Origin of the sequence: Actinomadura citrea (assembly GCF_013409045.1) — a bacterium.
GTDB lineage: Bacteria > Actinomycetota > Actinomycetes > Streptosporangiales > Streptosporangiaceae > Spirillospora > Spirillospora citrea.
Genome location: NZ_JACCBT010000001.1, coordinates 647,857 through 670,905, shown reverse-complemented (window position 1 = coordinate 670,905; position 23,049 = coordinate 647,857). Strand labels below are relative to the sequence as shown.

General features: G+C 70.8%; 26 protein-coding genes. 16 read left to right on the top strand and 10 right to left on the bottom strand.

The window, feature by feature from the left end; translation table 11 throughout:
• The first annotated feature begins 37 nt into the window (after window positions 1-37).
• Together BJ999_RS03355 and BJ999_RS03350 are read left to right on the top strand one after the other, a co-directional pair.
• Window positions 38-847 (top strand): helix-turn-helix domain-containing protein, encoded by an 810-nt coding sequence (locus tag BJ999_RS03355; protein ID WP_179831900.1) that lies wholly within the window; start codon window positions 38-40, stop codon window positions 845-847.
• Window positions 847-1,047: a DUF397 domain-containing protein gene (locus tag BJ999_RS03350; protein ID WP_179831899.1), complete on the top strand. Its 201-nt coding sequence runs from the start codon at window positions 847-849 to the stop codon at window positions 1,045-1,047. The genes BJ999_RS03355 and BJ999_RS03350 overlap by 1 nt, the downstream gene beginning before the upstream one ends.
• A 128-nt stretch (window positions 1,048-1,175) precedes the next feature.
• On the opposite strand, the gene BJ999_RS03345 is transcribed toward BJ999_RS03350, so the two are convergent.
• Window positions 1,176-1,580, bottom strand: a complete 405-nt coding sequence (locus BJ999_RS03345; RefSeq protein WP_179831898.1) for a MerR family transcriptional regulator — start codon at window positions 1,578-1,580, stop codon at window positions 1,176-1,178.
• A gap of 80 nt (window positions 1,581-1,660) precedes the next feature.
• Here BJ999_RS03345 and BJ999_RS03340 point away from each other — a divergent pair, with 80 nt between their 5' ends.
• Together BJ999_RS03340 and BJ999_RS03335 are read left to right on the top strand one after the other, a co-directional pair.
• Entirely contained in the window at window positions 1,661-2,845 is a 1,185-nt protein-coding gene (locus tag BJ999_RS03340) for an MFS transporter (RefSeq protein WP_179831897.1), read from the top strand.
• Between the two features lie 39 nt (window positions 2,846-2,884).
• Window positions 2,885-3,763 carry an NADP-dependent oxidoreductase gene (locus tag BJ999_RS03335; RefSeq protein ID WP_179831896.1) on the top strand — a complete coding sequence of 293 codons (879 nt, stop codon included), beginning with the start codon at window positions 2,885-2,887 and terminating at the stop codon, window positions 3,761-3,763.
• A gap of 19 nt (window positions 3,764-3,782) precedes the next feature.
• Here the strand turns inward: BJ999_RS03335 and BJ999_RS03330 are convergent, their stop codons facing one another.
• From BJ999_RS03330 to BJ999_RS03320, 3 genes are all read right to left on the bottom strand, one after another.
• Entirely contained in the window at window positions 3,783-4,586 is an 804-nt protein-coding gene (locus BJ999_RS03330; RefSeq protein WP_229810200.1) for a MerR family transcriptional regulator, read from the bottom strand.
• On the bottom strand, window positions 4,579-5,124 hold the full coding sequence (locus BJ999_RS03325) for a VOC family protein (protein ID WP_179831894.1): 546 nt from the start codon (window positions 5,122-5,124) through the stop codon (window positions 4,579-4,581). The genes BJ999_RS03330 and BJ999_RS03325 overlap by 8 nt, the downstream gene beginning before the upstream one ends.
• A gap of 62 nt (window positions 5,125-5,186) precedes the next feature.
• Window positions 5,187-5,660, bottom strand: coding sequence for a winged helix-turn-helix transcriptional regulator (locus BJ999_RS03320; RefSeq protein WP_179831893.1), 474 nt, complete (start codon window positions 5,658-5,660; stop codon window positions 5,187-5,189).
• A gap of 132 nt (window positions 5,661-5,792) precedes the next feature.
• Between BJ999_RS03320 and BJ999_RS03315 the strand changes: the two genes are divergently transcribed.
• The 3 genes from BJ999_RS03315 to BJ999_RS03305 all read left to right on the top strand — a co-directional run bounded on the left by BJ999_RS03315 (window position 5,793) and on the right by BJ999_RS03305 (window position 8,322).
• Entirely contained in the window at window positions 5,793-7,262 is a 1,470-nt protein-coding gene (locus BJ999_RS03315; protein ID WP_179831892.1) for an MFS transporter, read from the top strand.
• 109 nt (window positions 7,263-7,371) lie between these two features.
• Entirely contained in the window at window positions 7,372-7,869 is a 498-nt protein-coding gene (locus BJ999_RS03310; protein WP_179831891.1) for a pyridoxamine 5'-phosphate oxidase family protein, read from the top strand.
• Window positions 7,870-7,914: 45 nt separating this feature from the next.
• On the top strand, window positions 7,915-8,322 hold the full coding sequence (locus BJ999_RS03305; RefSeq protein WP_179831890.1) for a YciI family protein: 408 nt from the start codon (window positions 7,915-7,917) through the stop codon (window positions 8,320-8,322).
• A 66-nt stretch (window positions 8,323-8,388) separates the two neighbouring features.
• On the opposite strand, the gene BJ999_RS03300 is transcribed toward BJ999_RS03305, so the two are convergent.
• Window positions 8,389-9,363, bottom strand: coding sequence for a helix-turn-helix transcriptional regulator (locus BJ999_RS03300; protein WP_179831889.1), 975 nt, complete (start codon window positions 9,361-9,363; stop codon window positions 8,389-8,391).
• 132 nt (window positions 9,364-9,495) lie between these two features.
• Between BJ999_RS03300 and BJ999_RS03295 the strand changes: the two genes are divergently transcribed.
• On the top strand, window positions 9,496-9,891 hold the full coding sequence (locus tag BJ999_RS03295; RefSeq protein ID WP_179831888.1) for a RidA family protein: 396 nt from the start codon (window positions 9,496-9,498) through the stop codon (window positions 9,889-9,891).
• A gap of 221 nt (window positions 9,892-10,112) precedes the next feature.
• Here the strand turns inward: BJ999_RS03295 and BJ999_RS03290 are convergent, their stop codons facing one another.
• Window positions 10,113-10,997, bottom strand: a complete 885-nt coding sequence (locus BJ999_RS03290; protein ID WP_189269920.1) for an acetamidase/formamidase family protein — start codon at window positions 10,995-10,997, stop codon at window positions 10,113-10,115.
• 464 nt (window positions 10,998-11,461) lie between these two features.
• Window positions 11,462-11,902 (bottom strand): hypothetical protein, encoded by a 441-nt coding sequence (locus BJ999_RS03285; RefSeq protein WP_179831886.1) that lies wholly within the window; start codon window positions 11,900-11,902, stop codon window positions 11,462-11,464.
• Between the two features lie 154 nt (window positions 11,903-12,056).
• Here BJ999_RS03285 and BJ999_RS03280 point away from each other — a divergent pair, with 154 nt between their 5' ends.
• The 6 genes from BJ999_RS03280 to BJ999_RS03255 all read left to right on the top strand — a co-directional run bounded on the left by BJ999_RS03280 (window position 12,057) and on the right by BJ999_RS03255 (window position 16,783).
• Window positions 12,057-12,350, top strand: a complete 294-nt coding sequence (locus BJ999_RS03280) for a DUF998 domain-containing protein (RefSeq protein WP_179831885.1) — start codon at window positions 12,057-12,059, stop codon at window positions 12,348-12,350.
• A gap of 73 nt (window positions 12,351-12,423) precedes the next feature.
• Entirely contained in the window at window positions 12,424-12,795 is a 372-nt protein-coding gene (locus tag BJ999_RS03275; protein WP_179831884.1) for a YciI family protein, read from the top strand.
• Window positions 12,792-14,033 (top strand): RNA polymerase sigma factor, encoded by a 1,242-nt coding sequence (locus tag BJ999_RS03270; protein WP_179831883.1) that lies wholly within the window; start codon window positions 12,792-12,794, stop codon window positions 14,031-14,033. Before BJ999_RS03275 ends, BJ999_RS03270 begins: the two co-directional genes overlap by 4 nt.
• Before the next feature lie 112 nt (window positions 14,034-14,145).
• A complete protein-coding gene (locus tag BJ999_RS03265) occupies window positions 14,146-14,478 on the top strand; it encodes an ArsR/SmtB family transcription factor (protein ID WP_179831882.1) in 333 nt (110 codons plus the stop codon).
• A gap of 34 nt (window positions 14,479-14,512) precedes the next feature.
• A complete protein-coding gene (locus BJ999_RS03260; protein ID WP_179831881.1) occupies window positions 14,513-15,202 on the top strand; it encodes an NAD(P)H-dependent oxidoreductase in 690 nt (229 codons plus the stop codon).
• A gap of 153 nt (window positions 15,203-15,355) precedes the next feature.
• Complete coding sequence (locus tag BJ999_RS03255) at window positions 15,356-16,783, top strand: sigma-70 family RNA polymerase sigma factor (protein WP_179831880.1); 1,428 nt, start codon at window positions 15,356-15,358, stop codon at window positions 16,781-16,783.
• A 53-nt stretch (window positions 16,784-16,836) separates the two neighbouring features.
• Here BJ999_RS03255 and BJ999_RS43395 read toward each other — a convergent pair whose 3' ends face one another.
• Window positions 16,837-17,613: a CAP domain-containing protein gene (locus BJ999_RS43395; RefSeq protein WP_338070759.1), complete on the bottom strand. Its 777-nt coding sequence runs from the start codon at window positions 17,611-17,613 to the stop codon at window positions 16,837-16,839.
• Window positions 17,614-18,087: 474 nt separating this feature from the next.
• Here BJ999_RS43395 and BJ999_RS03245 point away from each other — a divergent pair, with 474 nt between their 5' ends.
• Window positions 18,088-18,795 carry a hypothetical protein gene (locus BJ999_RS03245; RefSeq protein ID WP_179831878.1) on the top strand — a complete coding sequence of 236 codons (708 nt, stop codon included), beginning with the start codon at window positions 18,088-18,090 and terminating at the stop codon, window positions 18,793-18,795.
• A gap of 83 nt (window positions 18,796-18,878) precedes the next feature.
• Window positions 18,879-20,552 (top strand): hypothetical protein, encoded by a 1,674-nt coding sequence (locus BJ999_RS03240; RefSeq protein WP_179831877.1) that lies wholly within the window; start codon window positions 18,879-18,881, stop codon window positions 20,550-20,552.
• Between the two features lie 21 nt (window positions 20,553-20,573).
• Here BJ999_RS03240 and BJ999_RS03235 read toward each other — a convergent pair whose 3' ends face one another.
• Both BJ999_RS03235 and BJ999_RS03230 read right to left on the bottom strand, forming a co-directional pair.
• Window positions 20,574-21,413, bottom strand: a complete 840-nt coding sequence (locus BJ999_RS03235; RefSeq protein WP_179831876.1) for a metal-dependent hydrolase — start codon at window positions 21,411-21,413, stop codon at window positions 20,574-20,576.
• Window positions 21,410-22,933 carry a flavin-containing monooxygenase gene (locus tag BJ999_RS03230; protein ID WP_179831875.1) on the bottom strand — a complete coding sequence of 508 codons (1,524 nt, stop codon included), beginning with the start codon at window positions 22,931-22,933 and terminating at the stop codon, window positions 21,410-21,412. Before BJ999_RS03230 ends, BJ999_RS03235 begins: the two co-directional genes overlap by 4 nt.
• Window positions 22,934-23,049: the final 116 nt, after the last annotated feature.

Genomic DNA, 23,049 nt, shown 5'->3' with positions numbered 1-23,049 from the left:
GTGTTTCGTTCAGTGATCCCTAGTTGAAGGATCTTGAATGGCGCGAGTGGATCGCTTGGACCCCGACCACAACCTGTGGCACTGGTTGTCCGTTGACCTGCGAGTTTGGCGCGAGGAGCGCAATCTTTCCCAGGTGAATGTAGCCCAGATCTGCGGCGTTGATAATTCCACAGTTTCGAACTGGGAATCGGGCAGCGCGAAAATCCCCCAACGACACACCGAAACTCTTGATCGAATTTGGCGCACTCGTGGCCACTTCGCCCGACTTCGGGGCCTTGCTGACAGCAGCCACGACCCGAACTGGTTCCAGCAGTTCGCCGCATACGAACGGCGAGCTTCAACCATCAGCCCATACTCAGCACTGGTGATCCATGGGCTCCTGCAGACTCCGGACTACATGCGCGCGTTGATCATCGGCGGCCAGAACATCGAAGATGTGGATGCCGCAGTCGAAGAGCGCGTGGCGAGGCAGGAAGTCCTGTCAGGGTCACATCCACCCAATCTCTGGGTGCTGATCAAAGAGTCAGTCCTCTGGGACATCATCGGCTCTATGGAGATCATGAGAGCACAACTTGCACATCTGATCGAGGTGAGCCAACGCCGCAACGTCGTCGTTCGTGCCGTGCCGCGCAGCGTAGGAGCACATCCAGGAGTTGATGGCTCCTTCACCCTCCTCGAAGTAGATCGAAAGGGAGTGGCTTGGTCGGCGGCGGTTGGCGGCGGGCGTCTAGTCACGGATCCTGCCAAGGTCCATGACTACCGGGTACGGTATGACCGAATTGGCGCTGATGCCCTGTCCCGAGACTCCACGCGGAATCTCATAGCCAAGGTCATGGAGGCAATGTGATGAGCAAGCCAATGTGGCGCAAGTCCCAGCGAAGCGGCACAGGTGGTGCTGGCGGCGAAGAATGTGTGGAGGTGGCCGCTCTCGCTGAGGGACGCGGCATCAGGGACAGCAAGGCACCCGACACCGGCCACCTGGCCCTCTCCCCCTCAGGGTTCGCGCACTTCATCGCCTGCGTGAAGCGCGGGGACATGGACATCTGACTCCTCCGCCGAACACGGACGGCCTCGCGCGCGATCAGGCGTTGGTGCTCTCCGACTGGCTCGACCGGATGGAGGGCAATGCGGAGTTCGCCAGGCTGGTGAACGAGGACCGAGCAGTGTGGTCGCAGTTACCGTTCGGGGGCGGGAGCCGTCGCTCCCTCGATCGCGCGTGCGGCGACGTCGGCGGGTGCAGCGGCGATCACGTCGTCGAGCGCGGACCGGGAGATTTCCAGGTCGGTGATGGCCTTGGTGATCCGCTCGCGCTCCCTGAACAGGTCGGCGAGCAGGTCGGAGCATGTCGGCACCAGGCGCTCGTCCTCGTCGCGCAGGCAGGGGAGGATCGTGGCGATGGAGGCGGTGCTCAGGCCGGCGGCGAGCAGGCTGCGGATACGGCGCACGGTGCCCACGTCCGCCTCGTCGTATTCGCGGTAGCCGCTGGGACGCCGCTGCGGGTGGAGCAGGTGCTGCTCCTCGTAGTAACGCAGCAGCCGTTCATGTACGCCGGTCCTGCGGGACAGCTCACCGATCCGCACGTGATCCTCCTCACGGATGCCCTGCCGGCGGGCGGCGCCGATTGACTCTCACATCGATGTGAAACTCTAGCGTCTCGCGCATGAGCAAGAGCTTCGCCTCACTCGCAGCCTTGTGCGCGAGCGTCTTCGTCGTCGGCACGTCGGAATACCTGGTCGCGGGCATACTGCCCGAGATCGGCGCGGATCTTCAGGTCGCACAGGGCACCGCCGGGCAGACGGTGACCGCCTACGCGCTGGGGGTGGTGATCGGCGGTCCTGTGGTGACGGTGGCGACCGCGCGGCTGCCCCGCAAGGGCCTGGCGATCGGGCTGATGCTGCTGTTCGCCGCGGGCAGCGCGCTCAGCGCCCTGGCCCCGACGTTGGAGATGCTGCTGGCCGGGCGGGTGATCTCCTCGCTCAGCCACGCCGCGTTCCTGGCACTGGCGCTGGTGATGGCCACCAGCGTGGTGCCTGAGCACAAGACCGGCTCGGCGATCGCCACCGTCGCCTCCGGGTTCACCGTGGCCACTTTGCTCGGAGTTCCCCTGGGCTCGCTGCTGGGACACGCTGCCGGGTGGCGCGCCCCGTTCGCGGTGCTCACCGCGCTCACCCTGGCCTCCGTCGCGTTGCTGGTCCTGGTGCTGCCGAGGCAGCAGGCGCCGGCCATGAGCGTGCGCGACGAACTGCGTGTGGTGACCCGCAAGCCGGTGCTGCTGGCCATCGCCACCACCGCGGTCGGCTTCTCCGGTGTCGCCGTCGTGTTCACCTACATCGCGCCCCTGCTCACCCGCGTCACCGGCTTCTCCCCGGCCGCCGTCTCCGCCCTGCTGCTCGCCTACGGCGCGGGCAGCTTCCTGGGCAACCTGGCCGCCGGGAAGCTGACCGACAAGTCCATGACCGCGACCGTGCGCGGCGTGTTCGGCGGCCTGACCGGCGTGCTGGCGGCCACGCCGTTCGCCGCCGCCTGGCAGCCCACCGCTGTTCTCGCCGTCCTCGTCCTGGGCCTGCTCGCCACCGCCACCATCGCCCCCTTGCAGGGCCTGATCCTGCGCCACGCCGGGGCGGCGCCGACCCTGGCGGTCTCCGTCAACGTAGGCGCGTTCAACCTGGGCGCCGCCGCCGGCTCCGCCCTCGGCGGGCTCCTCGTCGCCGCGGGCGCGCTGCGCTGGACCGGACTGGCCGGAGCCGTGCTGAGCCTGACCGGCCTGGCCCTGACCTACCTGATCCTGCCCCGCAACAGCACCACGCCGCAGACCGACAACGCCGCGGTCTCCATCGCCGCCTGAACGTCCACCCCTCACTCGCTGGAAGGTCCTCCCCTGACCATGCATGCCATCCAGATCGACCGCCACGGCGGCCCCGACGTCCTGACCGTCCACGACATCGCCGAACCCGCCCTCGTCGCCGGAGAAGTCCTCATCCGCACCACAGCCAGCAGCCTCAACCCGGTGGACTGGAAGACCCGAGCCTGGGAGGTCGGCCCGCCGCTGCCGGCCACGCTCGGCTGGGACCTCTCCGGCCGGATCGTCGCCGGCACCGACCCCGCTCACCAAGTCGGCGCGGCCGTTATCGCCATGTCCGCGCAGATCGCCACCGGCCGCGGCACCTGGTCCGAGCACGTGGCTCTGCCCGGCCATCTGGTGACCACAGCGCCGACCACCATCCCGTTGGCCGACGCTGCGGCCCTGCCCCTGGCCGGGGTGACCGCCCTGCAGGCCCTGCGCACCGCCGAACTGGCCGCCGGCGAGCGCATCCTGGTCATCGGCGCGGCTGGGGCGGTCGGCGGCCTGGCCGTCCAGCTCGCCCGTCGAACCGGCGCTCACGCCGACGCCCTGGTCTCCCGGCCCGGACACGAACACGCCGCCCGGGAGCTCGGCGCACAGCAGGTCTGGCACCGCCCGGACGACCTGCCCCGCGACCGCTACCCGGTCATCCTCGACACCGCCGGCGTCGACGCGGGCGCCGCCCTCGCCCCCAGGGGACGCTACGTCTCCATCGCCGACCACCCCCTGCCCGACGTGCCCGGCGCCCAAAAGAGCTATGTCCAGGAGGACGCCGCCGACCTCGCCCACCTCGCTCACCTCGTCGACACCCAGGAACTGCGCCTGCGGATCGCCGACCGCTACCAGTACACCGACATCCGCGCCGCCCACGAGCGCTACGAAGCCGGCGGCCTGCTCGGCAAGATCCTCATCACCTTCTGAAGCATCCCCGCCCACAGGGCTACTGCCAGGTCGCGGTCTCGGGGTCGATGCCGTGACCGCGGGCGGACTCGTCGATGATCTGACGGAACCAGGTGGCGAGGCCCTCACTGATCCCGTCGTAGTGCGATGCGAAGCCGGCGTCGGTCTCGAACATGCGCCCCAAGCACACCTGCATCTGCCGGGTCAGCGGAAAGAAGGTGGAGAACAGTTCGCGGTGCCGCTCGACGAGCGCGTCCGCATCCGGGCTGCCAGGAGCGGTCCCGCGCCCCATCGCGTCGGCCAGGTCGTGTTGGAGCGCGCCCATCGCGGCGGCGAGCGTCTGCCATTGGGCGCGCGTGCGGGACGCGGAACGCTCGGCGAACTGCGCCCACTGCACGGAACCACCCCAGACGGATCGGGCCGTTTCCGACCGGCGCGGGTCCCAGTCCTCTCCGAAGATCTCCGTCTGCTCCTCGTCGCCGAGAAGAATGCCGCGCTCGTGGGCATCGGTCATCCGCTCCAGCCGCTCGTCGAGCTGCTGGAGGCCACGAATGCGCTCGGCGAGCCGGGAGCGCTGCTCGCGCAGCCTGGCACCGATCTCCGTGGTCGCGTCATCGAGCACCGACCGGATCGCGTCCAGCCCGAGGCCGGTCTCCCGATACGCCACCACCCTGTGCAGGCGATCGAGATCCGATGCGGTGTAGAGGCGATACCCCGCCGACGTGCGACCGGACGGCGGCGCCAACCCGATCTCATCCCAGTGATGGAGGGTGCGAACGGTCACGCCGACGAGGTCGGCGGCAGCGCCGACCGTCGCGCCGCCATCGATCGCGTGGTCACCCATGAACGCCATTGTCGTCATCCGCCGCCGTGTCCGGGGCGACGATCCCGACCGATGCGAGGTACTTCCCCTCAGCGCTCTCGGGATCGAACGGCCTCGCCGCGGTCAGCACCACGCGCACGCCCTCCGGGGTGATCACCTCGACATCACGGGTGTTCCACGGGGTGTCACGAGGGTCCGTCACGTTCCCCGGCCGAAGCACGCGGCAGGCCGCGGCGAGAGGATCGAGCTGACCGAGGACGACCGAGAAGCTCACCCGCATCCCTGACGCGCTGGGCGTCGCGGTGTCCGCGGTCGCCGGCACAAGCAGAACGTCCTGGAACGCCCACCGGCGCAGATGCACCACCTGGCCGGGAATGCCGAACAGTTCGATGAAGCCGAGACCCCGCACCCAGAAATCGGTCGATGCTTCCAGATCGTCCGTTGGGATCGTCACGAACATGGGCATCCCGTAGATCCCGCGGAACGGATCCGGTGCGACCGCATCCGGGCCCGGCGCGGGCACAGGACTCATCTCGAAGGCATTGAAGAAATCGCTCATGCGCTCCAGCGTGAGCCCTCACGCTACGTCAGGGTCAACCGCCACGATGGTGGCGGTGGCCGTCATCGAGGGTTGCGACGGACGCCGATGTCCTCCAGCGTGACGGGGTTTCCTGCTTCGCTCCGCACCTCCACCCGGACGGCGGCACCGGTGTCGTGTTCGACGTGCAGAACCGGCGGACGGCCGTTGTGGAGGTACTTGTCGCCCCACTGGATGAGGCCGAGGATGGCCGGCAGTAGGTCGCGGCCCATCTCGGTCAGCACATACTCCTCGCGGGTGCGGTCGCCCTCGTCGCGGTAGGGGCGCTTGGCGAGAAGACCGGCCTCGGTGAGCTGGCGCAGTTGCTTGGCGGCCGCCCGTTCGGTGATGCCGACGCGCTGCGCGAAGCCGCCGAAGCGGGTGGTGCCGTAGTAGCACTCGCGCAGTATCAGCAGCGCCGACCGGGTTCCCACGACCTCCAGGGCCTTGACCAGCGAGCAGTGGACCGGCTTCCAGGATCCGAGGTCGGCGAGCGCGCCCTCCATGACAGCAGACATGGCCCCCATGCTATCCGTGGTGACTTGATCCGGTTATAGTCAGCTCGTGCTGGCTATACCGAGGGTCAGTCAGCATGCCGCTGCACAGGCTGGACCAGCAGCCCCAGAGCACCCACCCGGATTGGAAGCCCCATGCCCCCCGAAGCACTGACAGCCCGGACATCGCCGGCGCAGCGTGAGCGCCCGACCGCCATCGTCGTCGTGCTCTGCGCGGCGGCGTTCATGGCCATGCTCGACGTTTTCGTGGTCAACGTCGCGTTCACCGCCATCGGACGGAGTTTCCCGGGTTCGTCGTTGCCGGACCTCAGCTGGGTTCTCAACGGGTACGCCATCGTTTACGCCGCGCTGCTGATCCCGGCCGGACGTCTCGCCGACCGGCACAGCCGCAAGAGGGGATTCCTGGTCGGCCTGGCCGTGTTCACCCTGGCCAGTGCCGCGTGCGCGGCCGCTCCCTCACTGTGGTGGCTCGTGGCGTTCCGCGTTCTGCAGGCGGCCGGCGCCGCCGCGCTCACCCCGGCCAGTCTCGGCCTCATGCTCACCGCGCTGCCTCCCGAAAGGCGCGCGGGCGCGGTGAAGGTCTGGGCGACCACCAGTTCCCTCGCCGGCGCCCTCGGCCCCGTCGCCGGCGGCCTTCTGGTCCAGGTCTCCTGGCACTGGATCTTCCTGATCAACCTGCCCGTCGGGCTGCTGGCCTTCGCCGCCGCGCATCGCCTGGTCCCGGACAGCCGCGACGAATCCGTCGTCCGGACGCCCGACCTCACCGGCGCGACCGTCCTCGCCGTCGCGATCGGTGCGGCCGCGCTCGGCCTGGTGAAGGGCGACGCATGGGACTGGACGGGCGCCAGGACCCTGACCGCCTTCGGCGTCGCGATCCTCGGCGTCGCCGTCATCGCCGCCCGGATCTCGCGGCGTCCCGATCCGGTCATCGACCCGGCGCTGTTCCGGGTGCGGACCTTCGTGTGGGCCAACATCACCGTGCTGGTGTTCTGCACCGCGTTCGGCGCGCTCTTCTTCAGCGTCGTGCTGTGGCTGGAGACCGCAGCCGGGTTCTCCGAGATCCGCACCGGACTCGCCATCGCTCCGGGTCCGCTGATGGTGCCGATCTTCGCCGCCGTCGGCCAGCGCATGGCGAGGCGTGTGCCGGTCGGCCTCCTGGTGGCCCTGGGAAATCTGCTGTTCTGCGCCGGTACGGTGATGCTCGCCGTCGGCGCCTCCACCGACCCGCGCTACATGACGCAGATCCTGCCGGGATGGATCATCATCGGCATCGGCATCGGCCTGGCCCTGCCCGGCATGATCGGTGCCGCGACGAGCGATCTGCCGAGAACCCAGGCCGCCACCGGCAGCGCCGTGGTGAACACCTGCCGGCAACTCGGCTACGTCCTCGGCGTCGCCGTCCTGATCGCCGTCCTCGGCTCCCTCGACGGCTCGTCCCATCACGTGCGAACGGCCTTCCAGCACGGCTGGTGGCTCATCGCCCTCGCCGCGGCCCTCAGCGCCGCCACCGCCCTCGGCATCAGACCCGCACAAGCGACCACCACCGTCCAGCGTCCCGCTCGTGGCCGGTCGCGGGTGTCCGCCCGGCTCACGCGACGCCAATGAGCCGAGATTTGGTCGCCGCTGATGTCGAGAACGCGGGGCCGGCTCCGTCCCAGGGGCACGAGCGGCCGAGAACGGCCCGCTCGACGGCATCGAGACAGGAGCGACGACCATGGAGCAGCACGAGATCAACGAGATCCTCGACCGGCCGTTCAGCCAGGAGCTTCTGGCCCGCGATCTGACCCGCCTGGCCTACGTCGCCAAGGACGGCACGCCCCGCAACGTGCCGATCGCGTTCGTGTGGAACGGCTCGGAGATCGTCATGTGCACCTCGACGAACGCCCCGAAGCTGGCGCACCTGCGCCAGAACCCGATGGTCGCCCTCACGATCGACACCGAGGTGCATCCGCCGAAGATCCTCCTCATCCGCGGCAGGGCCGAACTGGACCTCGTCCAGGGCATCCCGGACGAGTACCTCCAGATGAACGGCAGCTACGAGATGACCGCCGAGCAGCGCGTCGAGTGGGAGGCCCAAGTCCGCTCGCTCTACGACGGCATGTTCCGTGTCGTCGTCACCCCGACCTGGGTGAAGCTCATCGACTTCGAGACCACGCTGCCCACCGCGGTCGAGGAACTGGTCCGGCAGAAGCAGGAACGCCAGAGCGCCTGAGATCAACGCGGCGGAAACGGAGACCACCACCCGAAGGAGAGAGCGATGGCCAAGTACCTGCTGCTCAAGCACTACCGGGGCGCGCCCGCGTCGGTCAACGACGTGCAGATGGACCAGTGGACCCCGGAGGAGCTCACGGCCCATTGCCGGTACATGGAGGACTTCGCCGCGCGGCTGGAGGCCACCGGCGAGTACGTCGACAGTCAGGCGATCTCCCCGCAGGGCACGTTCGTCCGCTTCGACGGCGAGGGCCGCCCGCCGGTCACCGACGGTCCGTTCGCGGAGACCAAGGACCTGATCGCCGGCTGGATGGTGATCGACGTGGACACCTACGAGCACGCACTCGAACTGGCCGCCGAACTGTCCGCGGCGCCCGGCGCGGGCGGGAGACCGGTCCAGGAGTGGCTTGAGGTGCGGCCGTTCTTCGCCGCGATGCCCACCGTGACCGAGTGATGAACCGCCGCTGCGCGAGCTCGCGCCCGCACTGAGGACGAAGGTTCCCGTGGCGTTACTCGTCCATCAGTGCGGGTCTTCGTAGCGGGCGGCGATCGTGGCTGCGCGGTCGCGCAGCGAGGTGCGCAACCACTGCGGGGCGAGGACTTCCGCGCCGGTGGCGAGCTGCCACAGCGCCCACACGGCGTGTCTCGAATCTTGGAAGGTCACCTCCAACCGCAGCCACCCGTCCGTGTCGTCTTCCTCGGCGAGGACGGCCAGCGCGGTGCCCACCAGTTCCTCCCGCCGCGCCGGGTGCACCCGCGCGAGAACGGCGACCTGGTCGCCGCCGGTCCGGAACCGCGTGCTGCGCTCTTGCCAGGCCCGGTCCAGGTCGACCCGCTCCGTCCGCTGTGCGGGTTCGTCGAGTTCCTCGGCGGCCAGGACCCGTGACAGCCGGTACGTGCGATCCGCGCCGGACCTCGTGGCCAGCAGGTAGCCCTGGCCCCGGACGGTGACCAGGCCGATCGGGTCCACCGTCCGCCACCGGGGGGCCTGGTCCACGGCCGCGTAGTGGATGCGCAGCTTGTGTCCGGCGAACACCGCGCGCCGGACCTCGGCCACTACCGCGTCGGGCACTTCCTCGGCGACCTGCCTGCGCGCGAGAAGGTCGGCCTCCGGATCGATGAGCAGTCGCCGGGCCGCGTCGGCCGCGGTGTCGCGATAGCTCGCGGGCAGCGCGTCGACCACCTTGAGCATGGCCGAGGCGAGAGCAGAGCCGAGACCGAACACCTGTGCCCCGCGCCGCGATCCGGCGACCAGGAGGGCGAGCGCCTCGTCGTGGTTCAGCCCGGTGAGCTCGGTCCGGAAACCGGGCAGCAACGCGAAACCGCCGTGCCGGCCGCGTTCGGCGTAGACCGGGACCCCGGCCGCGGACAGCGCCTCGATGTCGCGCAGCACGGTCCGGGTGGACACTTCCAGCTCGCGGGCCAGCGCGGTCGCGGACAGCCGGCCGTGCCGGCGCAGCAGCAACACCAGCGAGACCAACCGGTCGGCACGCATACCAGGAACCTACCGAAATACACGACAGGAGATGTCGTGATTCGTTGGGAGGCTCTCACCACGACGTCAGAGAGCGGCCACTGCGCCGGCGACGTCCGCACTGCCGACGAATCGACTGGAGCTGATAAGGCAATGGAGCGAACGACGATCAACCCGTGGACGTGGTCGGTGGACCTCGGCTACGACCAGGGCGAGGTCGCCTCCGGGCACACCCGGACCCTGTACTGCTCAGGACAGACCGCGATGAGCGCGGACGGCGAGCCCCAGCACGCCGGCGACATGGCGGCGCAGCTGGCACTGAGCATCGACAACCTGGAGGCCGTGCTCGGCGAGGCCGGGATGTCCCTGGTGAACCTCGTCCGCCTCAACGTCTACACCACCGACGTCGACCTGCTTTTCCAGCACTACGGCGTCCTGGCGGCGCGGCTGGGCGCCGCCGGGGTGGCGACCAGCACCACCATGCTGGGAGTGACACGCCTGGCCATCCCCACCTTGATGGTCGAACTGGAAGGAACCGCCGTCGCCTGACGCGCCCCGTCACCGCTGCTGCTCGTGCCGGCTCATCCGGCACGGGCGGCAGGCGGTGGTCGATGCCCGCTGCCAAGACCGGACGTGAGAGAAGCGTCCCGGCTTCGGGTGGCTCGATGCCACCTTCCGCCGGGACGCCCTACTACCCGAGATCCACGAAGCTCCAGCTCAGTGGACCTCAGTTGTGCCGTCGTCGCTGTCGCACAGCGACGCTTCAGGCCTCAGAGCCGGCCCGCGGCACCGTCAGGTGACGGAAGGCGGGCGGCCGAGTGGGGTCCACCCACAGCGGGAACATCGGCCTTGCCCAGCGGGCGCAGCCGGTCCTTGTGGACCTCGGCGACGACGACCTTGTTGCCGTTCACCGCCTCGGCGACCTTGAAGTCGACCAGGAGGCTGGAGAGCCGGTAGGCCTCGACGCCACTCATCGCCATGACGGTGACGAGGTAGTCGACGACCTCCTGGTTGGCGATCCTCATGGCCGTGTAGAGATCCGCGTGGATCCCCATGCACCAGACGTGATCGTCGTTCTCCGCGCGCGGGTACTTCAGGACGCCGCACTTGTGCACGATGAACTGGACGGTCACCGCCATCGAGTGCTCGATGGCGGTCTGGTCGACTTCGCCGTGACCTTGCGCGCCGTGGGTGTCGCCGATGTAGAACATACCGCCCGGCAGGAAGACCGGGAGGTACAGCGTCGAACCCGCGACGAGATCGCGAAAGTCCATGTTGCCGCCCCACCTGTCGGGTGGATTGGCGGAAACGATGCCGACCGAGGCCGGCGGCGCGACCGCCATGATCCCCGCGAACGGCCCGAAGGGGATCTCGATCCCGCCCTCGAAGGGGTAGAAGCGCTGATCGGGGTCGAGCCGGAACAGACGGGTGGATCGACGCTCCAGCAGATCGTCGAGCACCCCGCAGCCCGGGCCGGTGACGTTGACGCCGTAGGGAACGCGCGGCGAGACATCCAGAACGCGGATCTCCAGCACGTCGTCCGGTTCGGCGCCCTCGATGCCGATCGGCCCGGTGAGGACGTGGCCGCTGGCCCCGTTCGGGCGTGGCATCGTCGCCATTTCCAGCAGCTCGGGCAACACCTGGCCGGCGGGCACCCCCAGTGCCTCGAAGTAGGCGACCGGTCCCTCGGGGGCGGTCGCCCCGGCCCAGCTGACGGTGTTGATGGTGACGCACGCACCGGACTTCACCGTCAGTACGGGTTCCGGGTCGGGGGTGAAGCGACCCCAGCCCGCGGTCTTTCGACTGGTCTCCAGTACGACCGGCTTCGGCAAGCCGTCTCGGAGCCTGTCGGGCATCTCACTCATGCGAGACATCCCTTCTCTGGTTTTTTAGGCGCTTGGCCTTACCGCCTTGTGCGGCCTTGCAGCGGAGACCGTCCGTCCCCCATCGCGCCTGGCAAGCTCGGCTGCGGCCGGGCGCGAAAAGGCTTTGGGCCTCATTCGGCAGCTTCATCAGGAGGGCGGCAATTCGTCTTTTGTGAGGTCAGCCGGGTGGTGATGAGCAAGGAGCGCCGGGCCCGTCGAGGGGCCCGGCGCTCCTTGGTGTCGTCCGCGGGGTGTCAGATGCGGGTCATCGTGGACTGGTATCCGCCGCCACCCGGGTAGACCCACTCGCCGGTGAGGGACGAGCCGTCAGGACTGAAGGTGCCTTCGAAGTAGGCGGGGCTGCCTTTCGCGCCGCCCCAGATGGTCAGTTTGTCGCCGGTGAGCTCGTAGACGTAGTCGAAGGTGTTGCCGAACGAGTCGTAGTACCGCGACATCACGTCCTCGCCGGCGGGCTCGCCGAACGGGCGGAGGTTGCCGATCACTTCTATGCCGGTGGCGGGCTCGCCGAACTGGGTGAGGTCGACGTGCTGGAGCAGGAAGTAGCCGCCGGGCATCCACTCGTAGCGCACGGTCCCTTCCGCGCCGCCGGTGACCTTCCAGGTGCCGACCAGGCGGTCGAGGGCCTGCACTTCGGCGCTCGGCTGCTCGGTCTCGTTCGGGGTGGCCTCGGACATCGCGTCCTCCTCTGTGTGGATGTTCGCCGGTACCTCGGAGCGGCTGGACGATTTCGGACATGACGGTGGTGTGACGTAGGCCACTCCGCGATGGTGTCGAGATCCGGGACGCGGCCCCGAGGTAGCGGCGAGACCCCATCGAAGAGGAGATTCCATGGCCACCACCGCCGCCACCGCCCCCTCGGCCCGGGCCGCCCGCCGGACGTCCCGCGCGCTGATCGCCGGCGCGCTCGCCGGGCCGCTGTTCTTCGCCTCGGCCGTCACCCAGATGGTCCTGCGGAACGGCTTCGACATCACGCGACACCCGATCAGCCAGCTCGCCACCGGTGAGGTGCCCATGTCACCGGATCGCATGAGCCTGCAGATCGCCCTGAACGGCCTGGTCGCCTTCACCTGGACGACCGTCGTCGCGCTGGTTCTGCGCCGCCGGGACATACACCCCGGCTGACGTGGCTATACAACGGGAACCCGCCTCGCGCACGTTGAACCACGCGCACTGGTGAAACAGAGGAAAAATCATCATGAAGTACCTGCTGCTCAGCTATACACCCGCCGTCGCCTGGGACGCCGCGACCGCCGACACGCCGTCGGAGGAGGCGCTCGCCGCGTTCGCCGAGTACCAGAGGTTCGAGCAGGAGCTGATCGAGACCGGCGAGTTCGTCACCAGCGAGGGACTCGGTCACCCGGTGGTCAGCACCACGGTCCGCAGGGCACCGGACGGCGTCGTCGCCACCGACGGGCCGTTCGCCGAGCTCAAGGAGGTCCTGGCCAGCTTCGCCGTGGTCGACGTGGCCGGCCGGGAACGCGCCGTGGAGATCGCTTCGCGGATCGTCGAGGCGCTCGGGGAGCCGATCGAGATCCGGCCGATCATGGGGGAGGAGTTCACGGAATGAACGGCGACGTCGAGCATCTGCTGCGCACGGAGGCGCCACAGGTGCTCGGCGCCCTGGTGCGGCGCTTCGGCCGCTTCGACATCGCCGAGGACGCCGTGCAGGAGGCGCTGCTGGCCGCGAGCAGGGACTGGTCCGCCCACGGCGTGCCGGAGGACCCGCGGAGCCGGCTGATCAGGATCGGCTACCGGCGGATGGTCGACCTGCTCCGCTCCGAGCAGGCCCGGCGCCGGCGCGAGCACGAGGCCGGGATGACCGAGTGGGCCATGCAGGCGCCGGCCCGCCGGGCCGGTCCCCCGCAGGAGACCGATGACAGCCTCACCCTGCTGATGCTGTGCTGCCACCCCGCGCTGAGCACCACGTCCCAGGTCGCGCTCACGCTGCGCGCGGTCGGCGGCCTGACGACCGCCGAGATCGCGCACGCCCACGGCACGACCGAGGCCACCATGGGGACGCGGATCAGCCGCGCCAAGAAGCAATTGGCCCGCGCCGGCGCCCGCTTCACTCCTCCGACCGACGCCGACCGGGACGCCCGGATGGCCGCCGTGATGCAGGTGCTCTACCTGATCTTCAACGAGGGCTACACGGCCACGGCGGGCCGTGAACTCGCCCGCGTCGACCTGACCCGGGAGGCGATCCGGCTGACCCGCATGCTCCGCGCCTCGCTCCCCGACGACGCCGAGGCGACGGGGCTGCTGGCGTTGATGCTGCTCACCGACTCCCGGCGCCACGCGCGCACCGGCGCCGACCACGAACTGGTGCCGCTGGACGAGCAGGACCGCACGCGCTGGGACCCCGACCTGATCCGTGAGGGCACCGAGCTGATCGACGGCGTCTGGAACCGCGGCGCGGCGGGCCCGTACCGGCTTCAGGCGGCCATCGCCGCCGTGCACGCGGCGGCCGCGTCGCCGGAGGAGACCGACTGGCCGCAGATCGCGATGCTGTACCTGTGGCTCGAACGCCTCGCCCCCACCGCGCCGATCCGGCTCAGCCGCGTGGTGGCGGTCGCCCAGGCGTACGGACCGGCCCGGGGCCTGGCCCTTCTGGACGACCTCGACCACCGGCACCACCTGGACCGGGATCCCCTCACCCGGCAACGCGAACGCGCGGTCCGCGCCCATCTTCAGCAGATGACCGGCGACACCGCCTCCGCCGCCGCCTCCTACCGCCAGGCGGCCGCCCTGACCGACAACGAGGTCGAGCGGCGCTACCTGCTCGACAAGGCCGCTCGCCTCAGCTGACCGCACGGCCGGCCTCTGCGAGGGACGGCGTCCGGCCGACGCGGGCACGACCGGGGTGAGTCGGGTATCGAGATATCGTGGTCTGTCGGTTCGACTGGAAGGAGATGGGCTGATGGCCGCGGCGGCGGGGCTCGGGCCGGAGGAACTGATCGAGGCGTTCAAGGCCCTCGGCAACCCTGCCCGTCTGCAGATCATGCAGTGGCTGAAAGACCCCGAGAGGCACTTCGGCGACTGGGAGCCGATCGCGGACCGCCGGGCGGTCGGCGTGTGCGTCACGCACATCCAGGCGAAGGCGGGGCTCGCCCAGTCGACCGTCTCCAGCTATATGAGCACGCTCGAACGGGCCGGGCTCGTGCGTCCCACCCGGGTGGGCAAGTGGACCCACTACCGGCGGGACGAGGAGCGGCTGGCACGGCTGGCGGAGGCGCTCGCCGTCACCATCTGATTGACGAATCGCGATATGTCGATATGATTTTCTCATGTCGACCTCGGACGCTGCTCCCATCGCCCTGATCGTCCACGCTCATCCCGAGCCCCGCTCGTTCACCACCGCCCAGATGACCACCGCGGCTCAGGCCCTGCGCGACGCCGGGTACCGCGTCGACGTCCTCGACCTGTACGCGGACGCATGGGCTCCGACCCTTGCCCGCGACGACTTCGCATCGGTGGAAGGCCACTTCAAGCCGCAGGCCGAGCAGATGCGCGCGGTCAAGGACGGGACGCTCGACGCCACCGTCCAGGCCCATCTCGACCGCCTGCTGGCCGCCGACCTGCTGGTGCTGTCGTTCCCGATGTGGTGGTTCTCGCTGCCCGCCGTCCTCAAAGGGTGGGTGGACCGGGTCTTCGCCATGGGCGCGGTCTTCGGAGGGGAGTACGGCCTCTTCCGCGACGCGGCGCTCGCCGGCAGGCGAGCGATGCTGCTGTTCACGACCGGCGGTTCCGGTGAGTCGTTCCAGCCTGGCGGCGCCTTCGGCTCGTTGGACGACTTCCTGTTCCACATCCACCGCGGAATGCTGGAGTTCGTCGGCTACCAGGTGCTCGATCCCGTGGTCACCTACGGCCCCGCCCACATGACCGACCAGGAACGCGCAGCGGCTCTGGAGACCGTCAGAGAGTCCATCACGCTCGTCACGGCGGATCCCAGGTCACGCGACGCTTCCTTGGTGTGAGTCCGGTCATTGGGCTGAGTCCGGACGCCGCCGGGCCGTACCGTTCACCCGCCCGCTTGAGCATGTCCTACTTTTTCCTGTAATCGGGGGGAGGGCGGCGGGGTCTCTTTGACGTGGCCGAGCGGTTCGGTCCGGTGGCGCGAAGGGATGCGGATGGACGGCGGCGAGGAGCGGCTGGTCGCGGCGGCGCAGGCGGGCGACGCGGCGGCGAGGGAACGGCTGGTGTCGACCTGCCTGCCCCTGGTGTACAACGTCGTCGGCCGGGCGCTGGACGGCCACGCGGACGTGGACGACGTCGTCCAGGACACCATGCTGCGGATGCTGAACGGCCTCGGCGGCCTGCGCGACCCGTCGCGGTTCCGGTCCTGGCTCGTGGCGATCGCGATGAACCAGGTGCGGCGGCGCTGGTCGGCGAACCGGAGACGTCCCGCCGTCGGCCTGGACGCGGCGCACGAGATCCCCGATCCCGGCGGCGACTTCGTCGAGATCACCATCGTCCGGCTCGGGCTGTCCGGACAGCGCAAGGAGATCGCCGAGGCCACCCGGTGGCTGGACCCGGCCGACCGCGACCTGCTCTCGCTGTGGTGGTCAGAGGTTTCGGGCGAGCTGACGCGCGCCGAGCTGGCCGCGGCCCTGGACGTGAAGCGGCGGCACGCGGCCGTGCGCGTGAACCGGATGAAGGAGCAGCTGGAGACGGGGCGGTCGGTGGTCCGCGCGCTCGCGGCGACGCCGCCGTGCCCGGGCCTCGCCGAGCTGACGGCCTCATGGAACGGACGGCCCACGCCGGTGTGGCGCAAGCGGATAGCGCGGCACGCACGCGGATGCGACGCCTGCCGCGCGCACCGGCACAGGCTCGCCCCGGCCGAGGTGCTGCTCGCGGGCATGGTCCTCGTCCCGCCCCCGGCCCACCTGTCGGCGGCGGAGCTGGCGAACGTCAAGCTCTCGGGCGCGGACGTCGCCCTGCACGCGGCGCGCGGCGCCCGCACCGCGGTGATCGCCGGGACGGCCGCGGTCGTGGCGGCCGCCGTCGCCGTCTGGTTCCTGGCCATGCCCGACCACGGGCGGCGCCCGTCCGCCGCTCCCCCGAGCACGCCCGTGGCCACCCCGAGCGCGACGCGGGCCTCCCCCGAACGGCCGTCGCCCACTCCGTCCAAGACCCGCCGCTCGCCGGTGCCCCGCAGGACGTCCGCGGCGCCCCTCGGCCCGGGACGCCAGGTCATCCGGCTCGCCAACCTCCAGCGGGCCCGGCACGGCTGCCGGCCGCTGCGCGAGAATCCGATGCTGACCAGGGCGGCCCAGAGGCACTCCGCCGACATGGCCGCCCGGCGCGTGCTCTCCCACGACGGCGCGGGCGGGCAGGACCCGGGCGCCCGCATCACCGCCGCCGGATACCGGTGGCGGGCCTGGGCGGAGAACATCCAGCAGGGCGCAGCCACGCCGTCCTCGGCGGTGTCGAGCTGGATGACCAGCTCCTACCACCGCGCCAACATCCTGAACTGCGCCTACACCGAGATCGGCGTGGGCGTCGTGTCCGGCTCCGGCGGCCCCTGGTGGACGCAGGACTTCGCCTCTCGGCAGTGAGGCGTGCGCGCCGGGGCGACCTGCGGCGGCCCCGGCGCGCGCGCCCGCGCACCTCAGCGGGTGCCGAAGTTCTGCGTCCAGTACGGCGTCCCGGACTTGAGCGTCACGCCCACGCCGATGTTCTTGAACCGGCAGTTCAGGATGTTGGCGCGGTGCCCGGAGCTGTTCATCCAGGCGGACATGACGGCGGCGGGCGTCCGCTGGCCGTACGCGATGTTCTCGCCGTAGGTGGACCAGCGGTAACCGGCGGCGGTGATCCGGTCACCGGGGTTCTTGCCGCTGGGGTCGGTGTGGTCGAAGAAGTCGCGGGCGACCATGTCGTCGGAGTGGCCCTGCGCGGCGGCCTGGAGCCGGGAGTCGACCGTCAGGGCACCGCAGCCGTTCTTGGCGCGCTCGGCGTTGGTCAGGGAGACGACCTGCTGGGCGAGCGTGCCGCCGCCGCTTCCCCCGCTACCGGGCGCCGTGGAGCGGGGCGACGGTGTGGTCGGCCGCTTCTTCTTCGGCGGACGCTTCGTGGTGTGCTTCGCGGGCTTCTTCACCACGGTCGAGCGTTTCGCGGTCTTGGCGGCCTTGGGTTCTGCGGCCGTCACGTTCGTCTTGGCGGGGGACGGGGCGGGTGCAGGTGCCGCGTTGTCGGCGACCGGCCGGGAATCGGCCGGGGCGTCGGAAGAGACGGTCACGCCGTAGGCGACCCCCGCCGTCAGGGCGAGCACGCCCGCGCTCGCGCCGACGGCGGCCCACCACCGCCCGCTCGGACGCGTCGCGCGTCCGTAGCTCCCGCGACGCGTTCGGGGACTCCGCCTCGACCCCGCGCTGTTCCTCTCGCTCACGTCAGCCTGCCTTCCGGGTTTCCAGGGATTTGTCGGACACCTGGGAGACCCGGCCGCTCCATACGGATAACAGAAACTAAGTCCGGAATCCGAAAAACGTGGCTTACCTGCGGAAACGGCTCGGCAGCCGGCGAGCTTCGGCGGCTGCGGAGGTCCGGGCTCGCGTTCGTCGTGGAGGGAGAGAACGGTCGCGGCGCGATCGCAGCCGAAATAAAGCGCTTTCACTCACTGAGATCTTGCGTATTCTCCTCGTGACCCCTGGGGACGGCGACGGGAAGGACGCGGGATGAGCGGACGCGGAGGCGGGGCGCGGTGAATCCGTACGGAGGAGGCCAGGCGCCGGGACCGGGGTGGCAGCCCGGACCGCCGCCGCAGGGCCCGTGGCAGCCGCAGGGCCCGTGGCAGCCGCAGGGTCCGTGGCAGCCGGCTCAGAGGCGCCGGCTGACCTTCGGACGTCTCTTCAATCCGTTCGCCGTGGGGACCGCGGTGTTCACGCCGTCCCGGCCGGACCGTGTGCACGACCCGGCGGTGAAGAAGGTGCAGGTCTGGCGAACGATCGTCGGCCTGGTCGCCGTCACGTGGATGCTGTTCTCCTATGGGCTGGCATCGGACGCCGACGCCGTCATGGACGATCGCTTCGGCCAGATCCGTACCACCCTCATCACGCTGGCGGTGACGTTCCCCGTCGCCGTCGCGGTCTTCATCGCGGCGGCCCGCCCGCCCAACCGGCGCATCTTCCTGCGCCGCGCCGCCAAGCCCGCCGGGGCGCTGCTCGCGCTGTTCGTCACGCTCGGCACGCCGAGACTGATCACGGGGCGGGGCTGGGTGACCGAGGACACGAACTGGACGGCGTCACCGGGGCGGGTGGTCCTGCTGTTCGCGATCGGCGCCTTCCTGCTGTGGCTCGGCCCCTTCGGCCTCTACGGCATCGTGCAGTCGCTCGTGCACGTGTTCCGGACGGCGGACCTCCACGAGACGGTTCCACCGCTGCTCGCGACACTGCTCGTCTGGGAGGTCGCCGTCGTCGACCTGTTCCAGGGCGCCTACGCCGGTGTGCCGTTCGGGGTACGGGTGGCCTTCATCCTGGGAGCCCCGCTGTCCGTCACCGCCGTGGCGATGTGGGAGTTGCGGCGGCTGCGCACGCGGCACGGCATCACCCTGCGCGGAGCGCTCCGCCGCTGAACCGTCACGGTCGCCCGAGCGGATCGCGCCGTGCGAGGCGTCTCCGTTCGGCCGAGGCGCACAATGCGGGTAGGAGAGGGGCGGTGCGAAGAATGGAACGCGAGCACTACGGTCGCCTTCTGCGGCTCGCCTACCTGACACTGGACGACGGAGACCACCCGCTCTCGCGCGCTCGCCGGGCGGTCGCCGGGGCCATGCGGGTGCGGCGCGGTGGTTATCCGGCCATGCGGGCGCGGCTCGTCGCGATCCTGCTCACGGACCCGCCGACCGGGCGGCACCGGCTGCACGGCCTCCTCTTCGAGCCCGCGCGGATCGGGCCGGGTCCCGTCCGGGCGGCCTTGCTGGAATCCCCGCGGCATGAGCGGCTCGCCTACCTGCTGCGCCGGGACGGTCTCACCGCTCCCGAGGTCGTCGCGGAGCTGAGCGTCCATCTCCCGGTCGGCTTCGGGGACGTGGACCGGATCATCGACGCCGTGGACGGCCGGACGGACATGGACGAGGCCGCGCAACGGGCCGAGATCGAGGCGTTCGAGCCCGACCTCGTGCGGCTGCGCCCGCCGCTCGCCGTCCCGTCCGCGAGACGTGCCGCCGTGGCGGGCGTGGTCGCGGTGGCGCTGCTGGCGGTCGCCGGGGCCGTTTCCATCCGGATGGACGATGGGCGCGGCGCACCCGCCGTGGTCGGTCCCCATGCGTGGCGGGCGAGCGGCGCGCCCACCGTCGACGAGTGGCCCTCCCAGGGCGGGCTCCTCCACGACGCGAGGCTGCTGCGGCGGGCCGCGGACGCCTGGCGGGACGACCACCGCGATCCGCCGCTCGGCCGCGTCGCCGTCCTGTACGCCGGGACGGTGGACGGGGCGTCCCTGGTCGTGCTGCGCGACTCCCCCGGCCCTCGGGACACGCCCAGCGTGGCGCAGTACTTCGAGCGGCGGAGGTCGCGGGGCGTGGAGTCGGTCCGCAAGCTCGGGACGGACGCGGGGCAGCTCGTCATGGTGGGCATGACGTGGCGCTACCTCGTGCCGCCATGGCTGCGGGACGTGCGGGTGGCGGTGCCGTCCGGGCGGGCTCCGGACTGGCGGCCGGTGGCCGTCCGGGACGGGCTGAGCGCTCCGCTGCCGTGGCACTGGTTCACGCCGCGCTGCCAGAACTACCTGGTGTTCCAGATGACGGCCGGGTCGTGGACGGTCACCCAGCTCGCCTCGAACGATCCACGGTCCGCGGCGCCGCGCGTGTGGTTCCGCGACCCGCCGGAGCAGGGGGAACGGTCCAGGTGGGCGGCGTTGAACGCGGTCGCCTGCTCGGGGGCGGCGACGCTGAGCGAGTCGGGCGACCTGCGGCTGGGGCGGCTCTGGAGCGGCGAACTGCCCGACGGCGGCGGCCGGGCGACCCTGCTGACGGTGGACGCGTCCACGCCGTGGGGCGCTCCGGGCCGCTCGCTCCTGATCTCCGAGGACGGGCAGGCGCTGTCCGAGCGGGGCGGGACGAACAGCGACCACACCCCGTCCGGCGAGACGGCGGCCGCCGCGGTGTGGTGGCGGTCGTCCCGGCGCTGGCATCTGCTGGCCGCGGCCGGGCCCGGCGTCGCGCGGCTGAAGTCGGTCGGTGAGCTGGGCTCCCACGAGGACGCGGCGGACCGGCGGAGCGGGTCTCCCCTGCTCGTGGTGCCGGGCCCGCGCGCCGGCGCCGCGGCCCGCCTGCCGGTCGTCCAGGTCGTGGCGTACGAGCCGGACGGAGACCGCACGGTCGTCACCCCTCGGTGACGGGACCCGGAGCGTCGGCGGTCACTTGAGGTTGGCGGTGAGGGTCCCCTCGGCGCCGAAGAGCTCCTCGCGCCAGCGTTCCAGCACGTCGGTGCTGTCGAAGTCGTCCGGGTGGAAGCCGGGCCTGTTGTAGGCGCGCAGGCGCCGGATCACCTCGCGCTTGAGGAACGGGGAGTGCCGGAGCGCGGCGAGGCTGCGGCGCAGCCGTCCCGGACGGTAGGTGGCGGGGTCGCCCAGCAGCGAGATGAACGTGCCGGTGACCATGAGGAACAGGAACCCGGCGCTGATGACCCGCATGGTCCGGACGCGTGTGCGCTCGGTGCCGCCGACCTGCCGGAAGACGTCGAACGCGACGGCCTTGTGCTCGGACTCCTCCAGCGCGTGCCACAGCAGGATCGACCGGACGCTGGTGTCGCCGAGCAGCTCCTGCGCGCGGGGGTCGGTGAGCAGGCACTCGGCCGCGGTCGCGGTGTAGTGCTCCAGCCCGGCGGTGAAGCCGAGGCGGACGATCGGCGGCAGGAAGCGGTCGGCGAGGCGCAGGTCGCGCCGGACGACGGCGGAGATCCGATGGGTCGGGTAGCCCATCGCGCGCAGGGTCTTGTTGAGGTGGTCGTGCTCGCGGCCGTGGACGACCTCCTGCCCGATGAACCCGCGCACCTGCTCGGCGAGCTCCGGGTCGGTGATGCGGTCGCGGTAGTGCCGCACCGACCGGACGAAGAAGTCCTCGCCCGGCGGGAACGTCGCCGACAGCAGGGCCACGAGGTGGCTCATGACGAGGTCGCCGTCCACGTAGTGGCGGCGCAGGGATCCCTTCGGGTGGTCGAAGGCGACCCGGCGGGTCTGGATGGCGTGCTGGGTCATGCGGACTTCTCCTCGGACGCGGGGGACGTGTGGGGGGCCGAGTAGACGTAGTCGTCCAGCGGGAACGTGCGGGCGGCGTGCGCGGCCTGCGCCGCGCTCGTCGGCCGCAGGTAGGGGGTGTCGCCGTGATGGTCGAAGTAGTAGCTGTTGGCGGTCGCGCAGCCGTTGGTCGCCCACAGCGAGCCGGCGAGCCGCTCGCGCATGCGGTTCGTCCAGCGCTCGGTCGGCTCGGGACGCACCTCCACCGAGGTCGCGCCCCGGCGGCGGGCCTCCTGGATCACGCGGACGACGTGGGCCGAGGTCGTCTCGACGAGCTGGTGCCAGGTGCCGCCGACCCAGCCGTACGGCCCGAACATCATGAAGTGGTTGGGCAGCCCGGGGATGCTGATGCCCTCGTAGGACGCGAGCCGGTTCTCTGTGTAGAACGTCGCGAGATCGAAGCCGCCGCGGCCGCGCACCGGGGTCCGGCGGTAGACCTCCGGGTCGCTGGCCAGGCGGAACCCCGTCGCGAGGACGATGGCGTCCACGTCGCGTTCGCGGCCGTCCACGGTGCGGACGCCCGTGGGGGTGACCCGGTCGATGGCGTCGGTGACCAGTGCGACGTTCGGGCGGTTGAAAGTCCTGAGGTAGGTGTTGGAGACGGACGGGCGCTTGCAGCCGAGGCCGTAGCCGGGCGTCAGCCTCCGGCGCGTGTCGGGGTCCTTGACCTGCGTCCGGTACCAGAGCGATCGGGCCAGCCGCGCGCCCCCTTGCGCGAGGTAGGGCGCCTTGCCGTGCCCGACGACCAGGTCGACCAGGATCTTCTCGACGCCGCGTGTGGCGGTGCGGCGTACCGCGTCCTGGACGCGCGGGGCGCGCCGGAACAGCCACCGCACCGGGCTCGGGACGGGCGCGTCCAGCTTCGGGCCCACCCAGATCGGGGTGCGCTGGTAGACGTCGAGGCGAGCGGTCCGGGACGCGATCTCCGGGACGATCTGGACGGCGCTGGCGCCCGTCCCGACGACCGCGACCCGCTTCCCGGTCAGGTCGTAGCCGTGGTCCCAGCCGGACGAGCGCAGCACCGTGCCGGTGAAGTCGTCGAGGCCCGCGATGCCGGTCGGTTTGGGATCGACGAACGCGCCGATCGCGCTGACCACGAAACGGGCCGTCACCTGCCCGGCGGGCGTCCGCAGGCGCCAGAGCCCGGCGTCCTCGTCCCAGACGCGCTCGGTGACCTCGGTGCGCAGGCGGACGTGGCGGCGCATGCCGTACCGGTCGGCGAGCCGGTCGAGGTACTCCTTGACCTCGGAGCCCGGCGCGAACACCCGGCTCCAGCGCGGGTTGAGGGCGTAGCTGAACTGGTACGCCTGCGCGGGCACGTCCACGCCGATGCCGGGGTAGACGTTGTCGCGCCACGTCCCGCCGATGTCGCCGGCGCGCTCCAGGATGACGAAGTCGTCGATGCCGGCGCGCTGGAGCGCGATCCCCATCCCGATCCCGCTCAGCCCGGCCCCGATGATCGCGACCTCGGCGTCCGGCATGGCACCTCCTACTATTGGAGCACTTGTCGAATATACCCCTGGAGGTCCACCCCGCCAGGTGTCGTCAGGTACACCCCCGCTCGGGTTCTGGGCCCAGTGCCGCCGGGGGCGCCCGC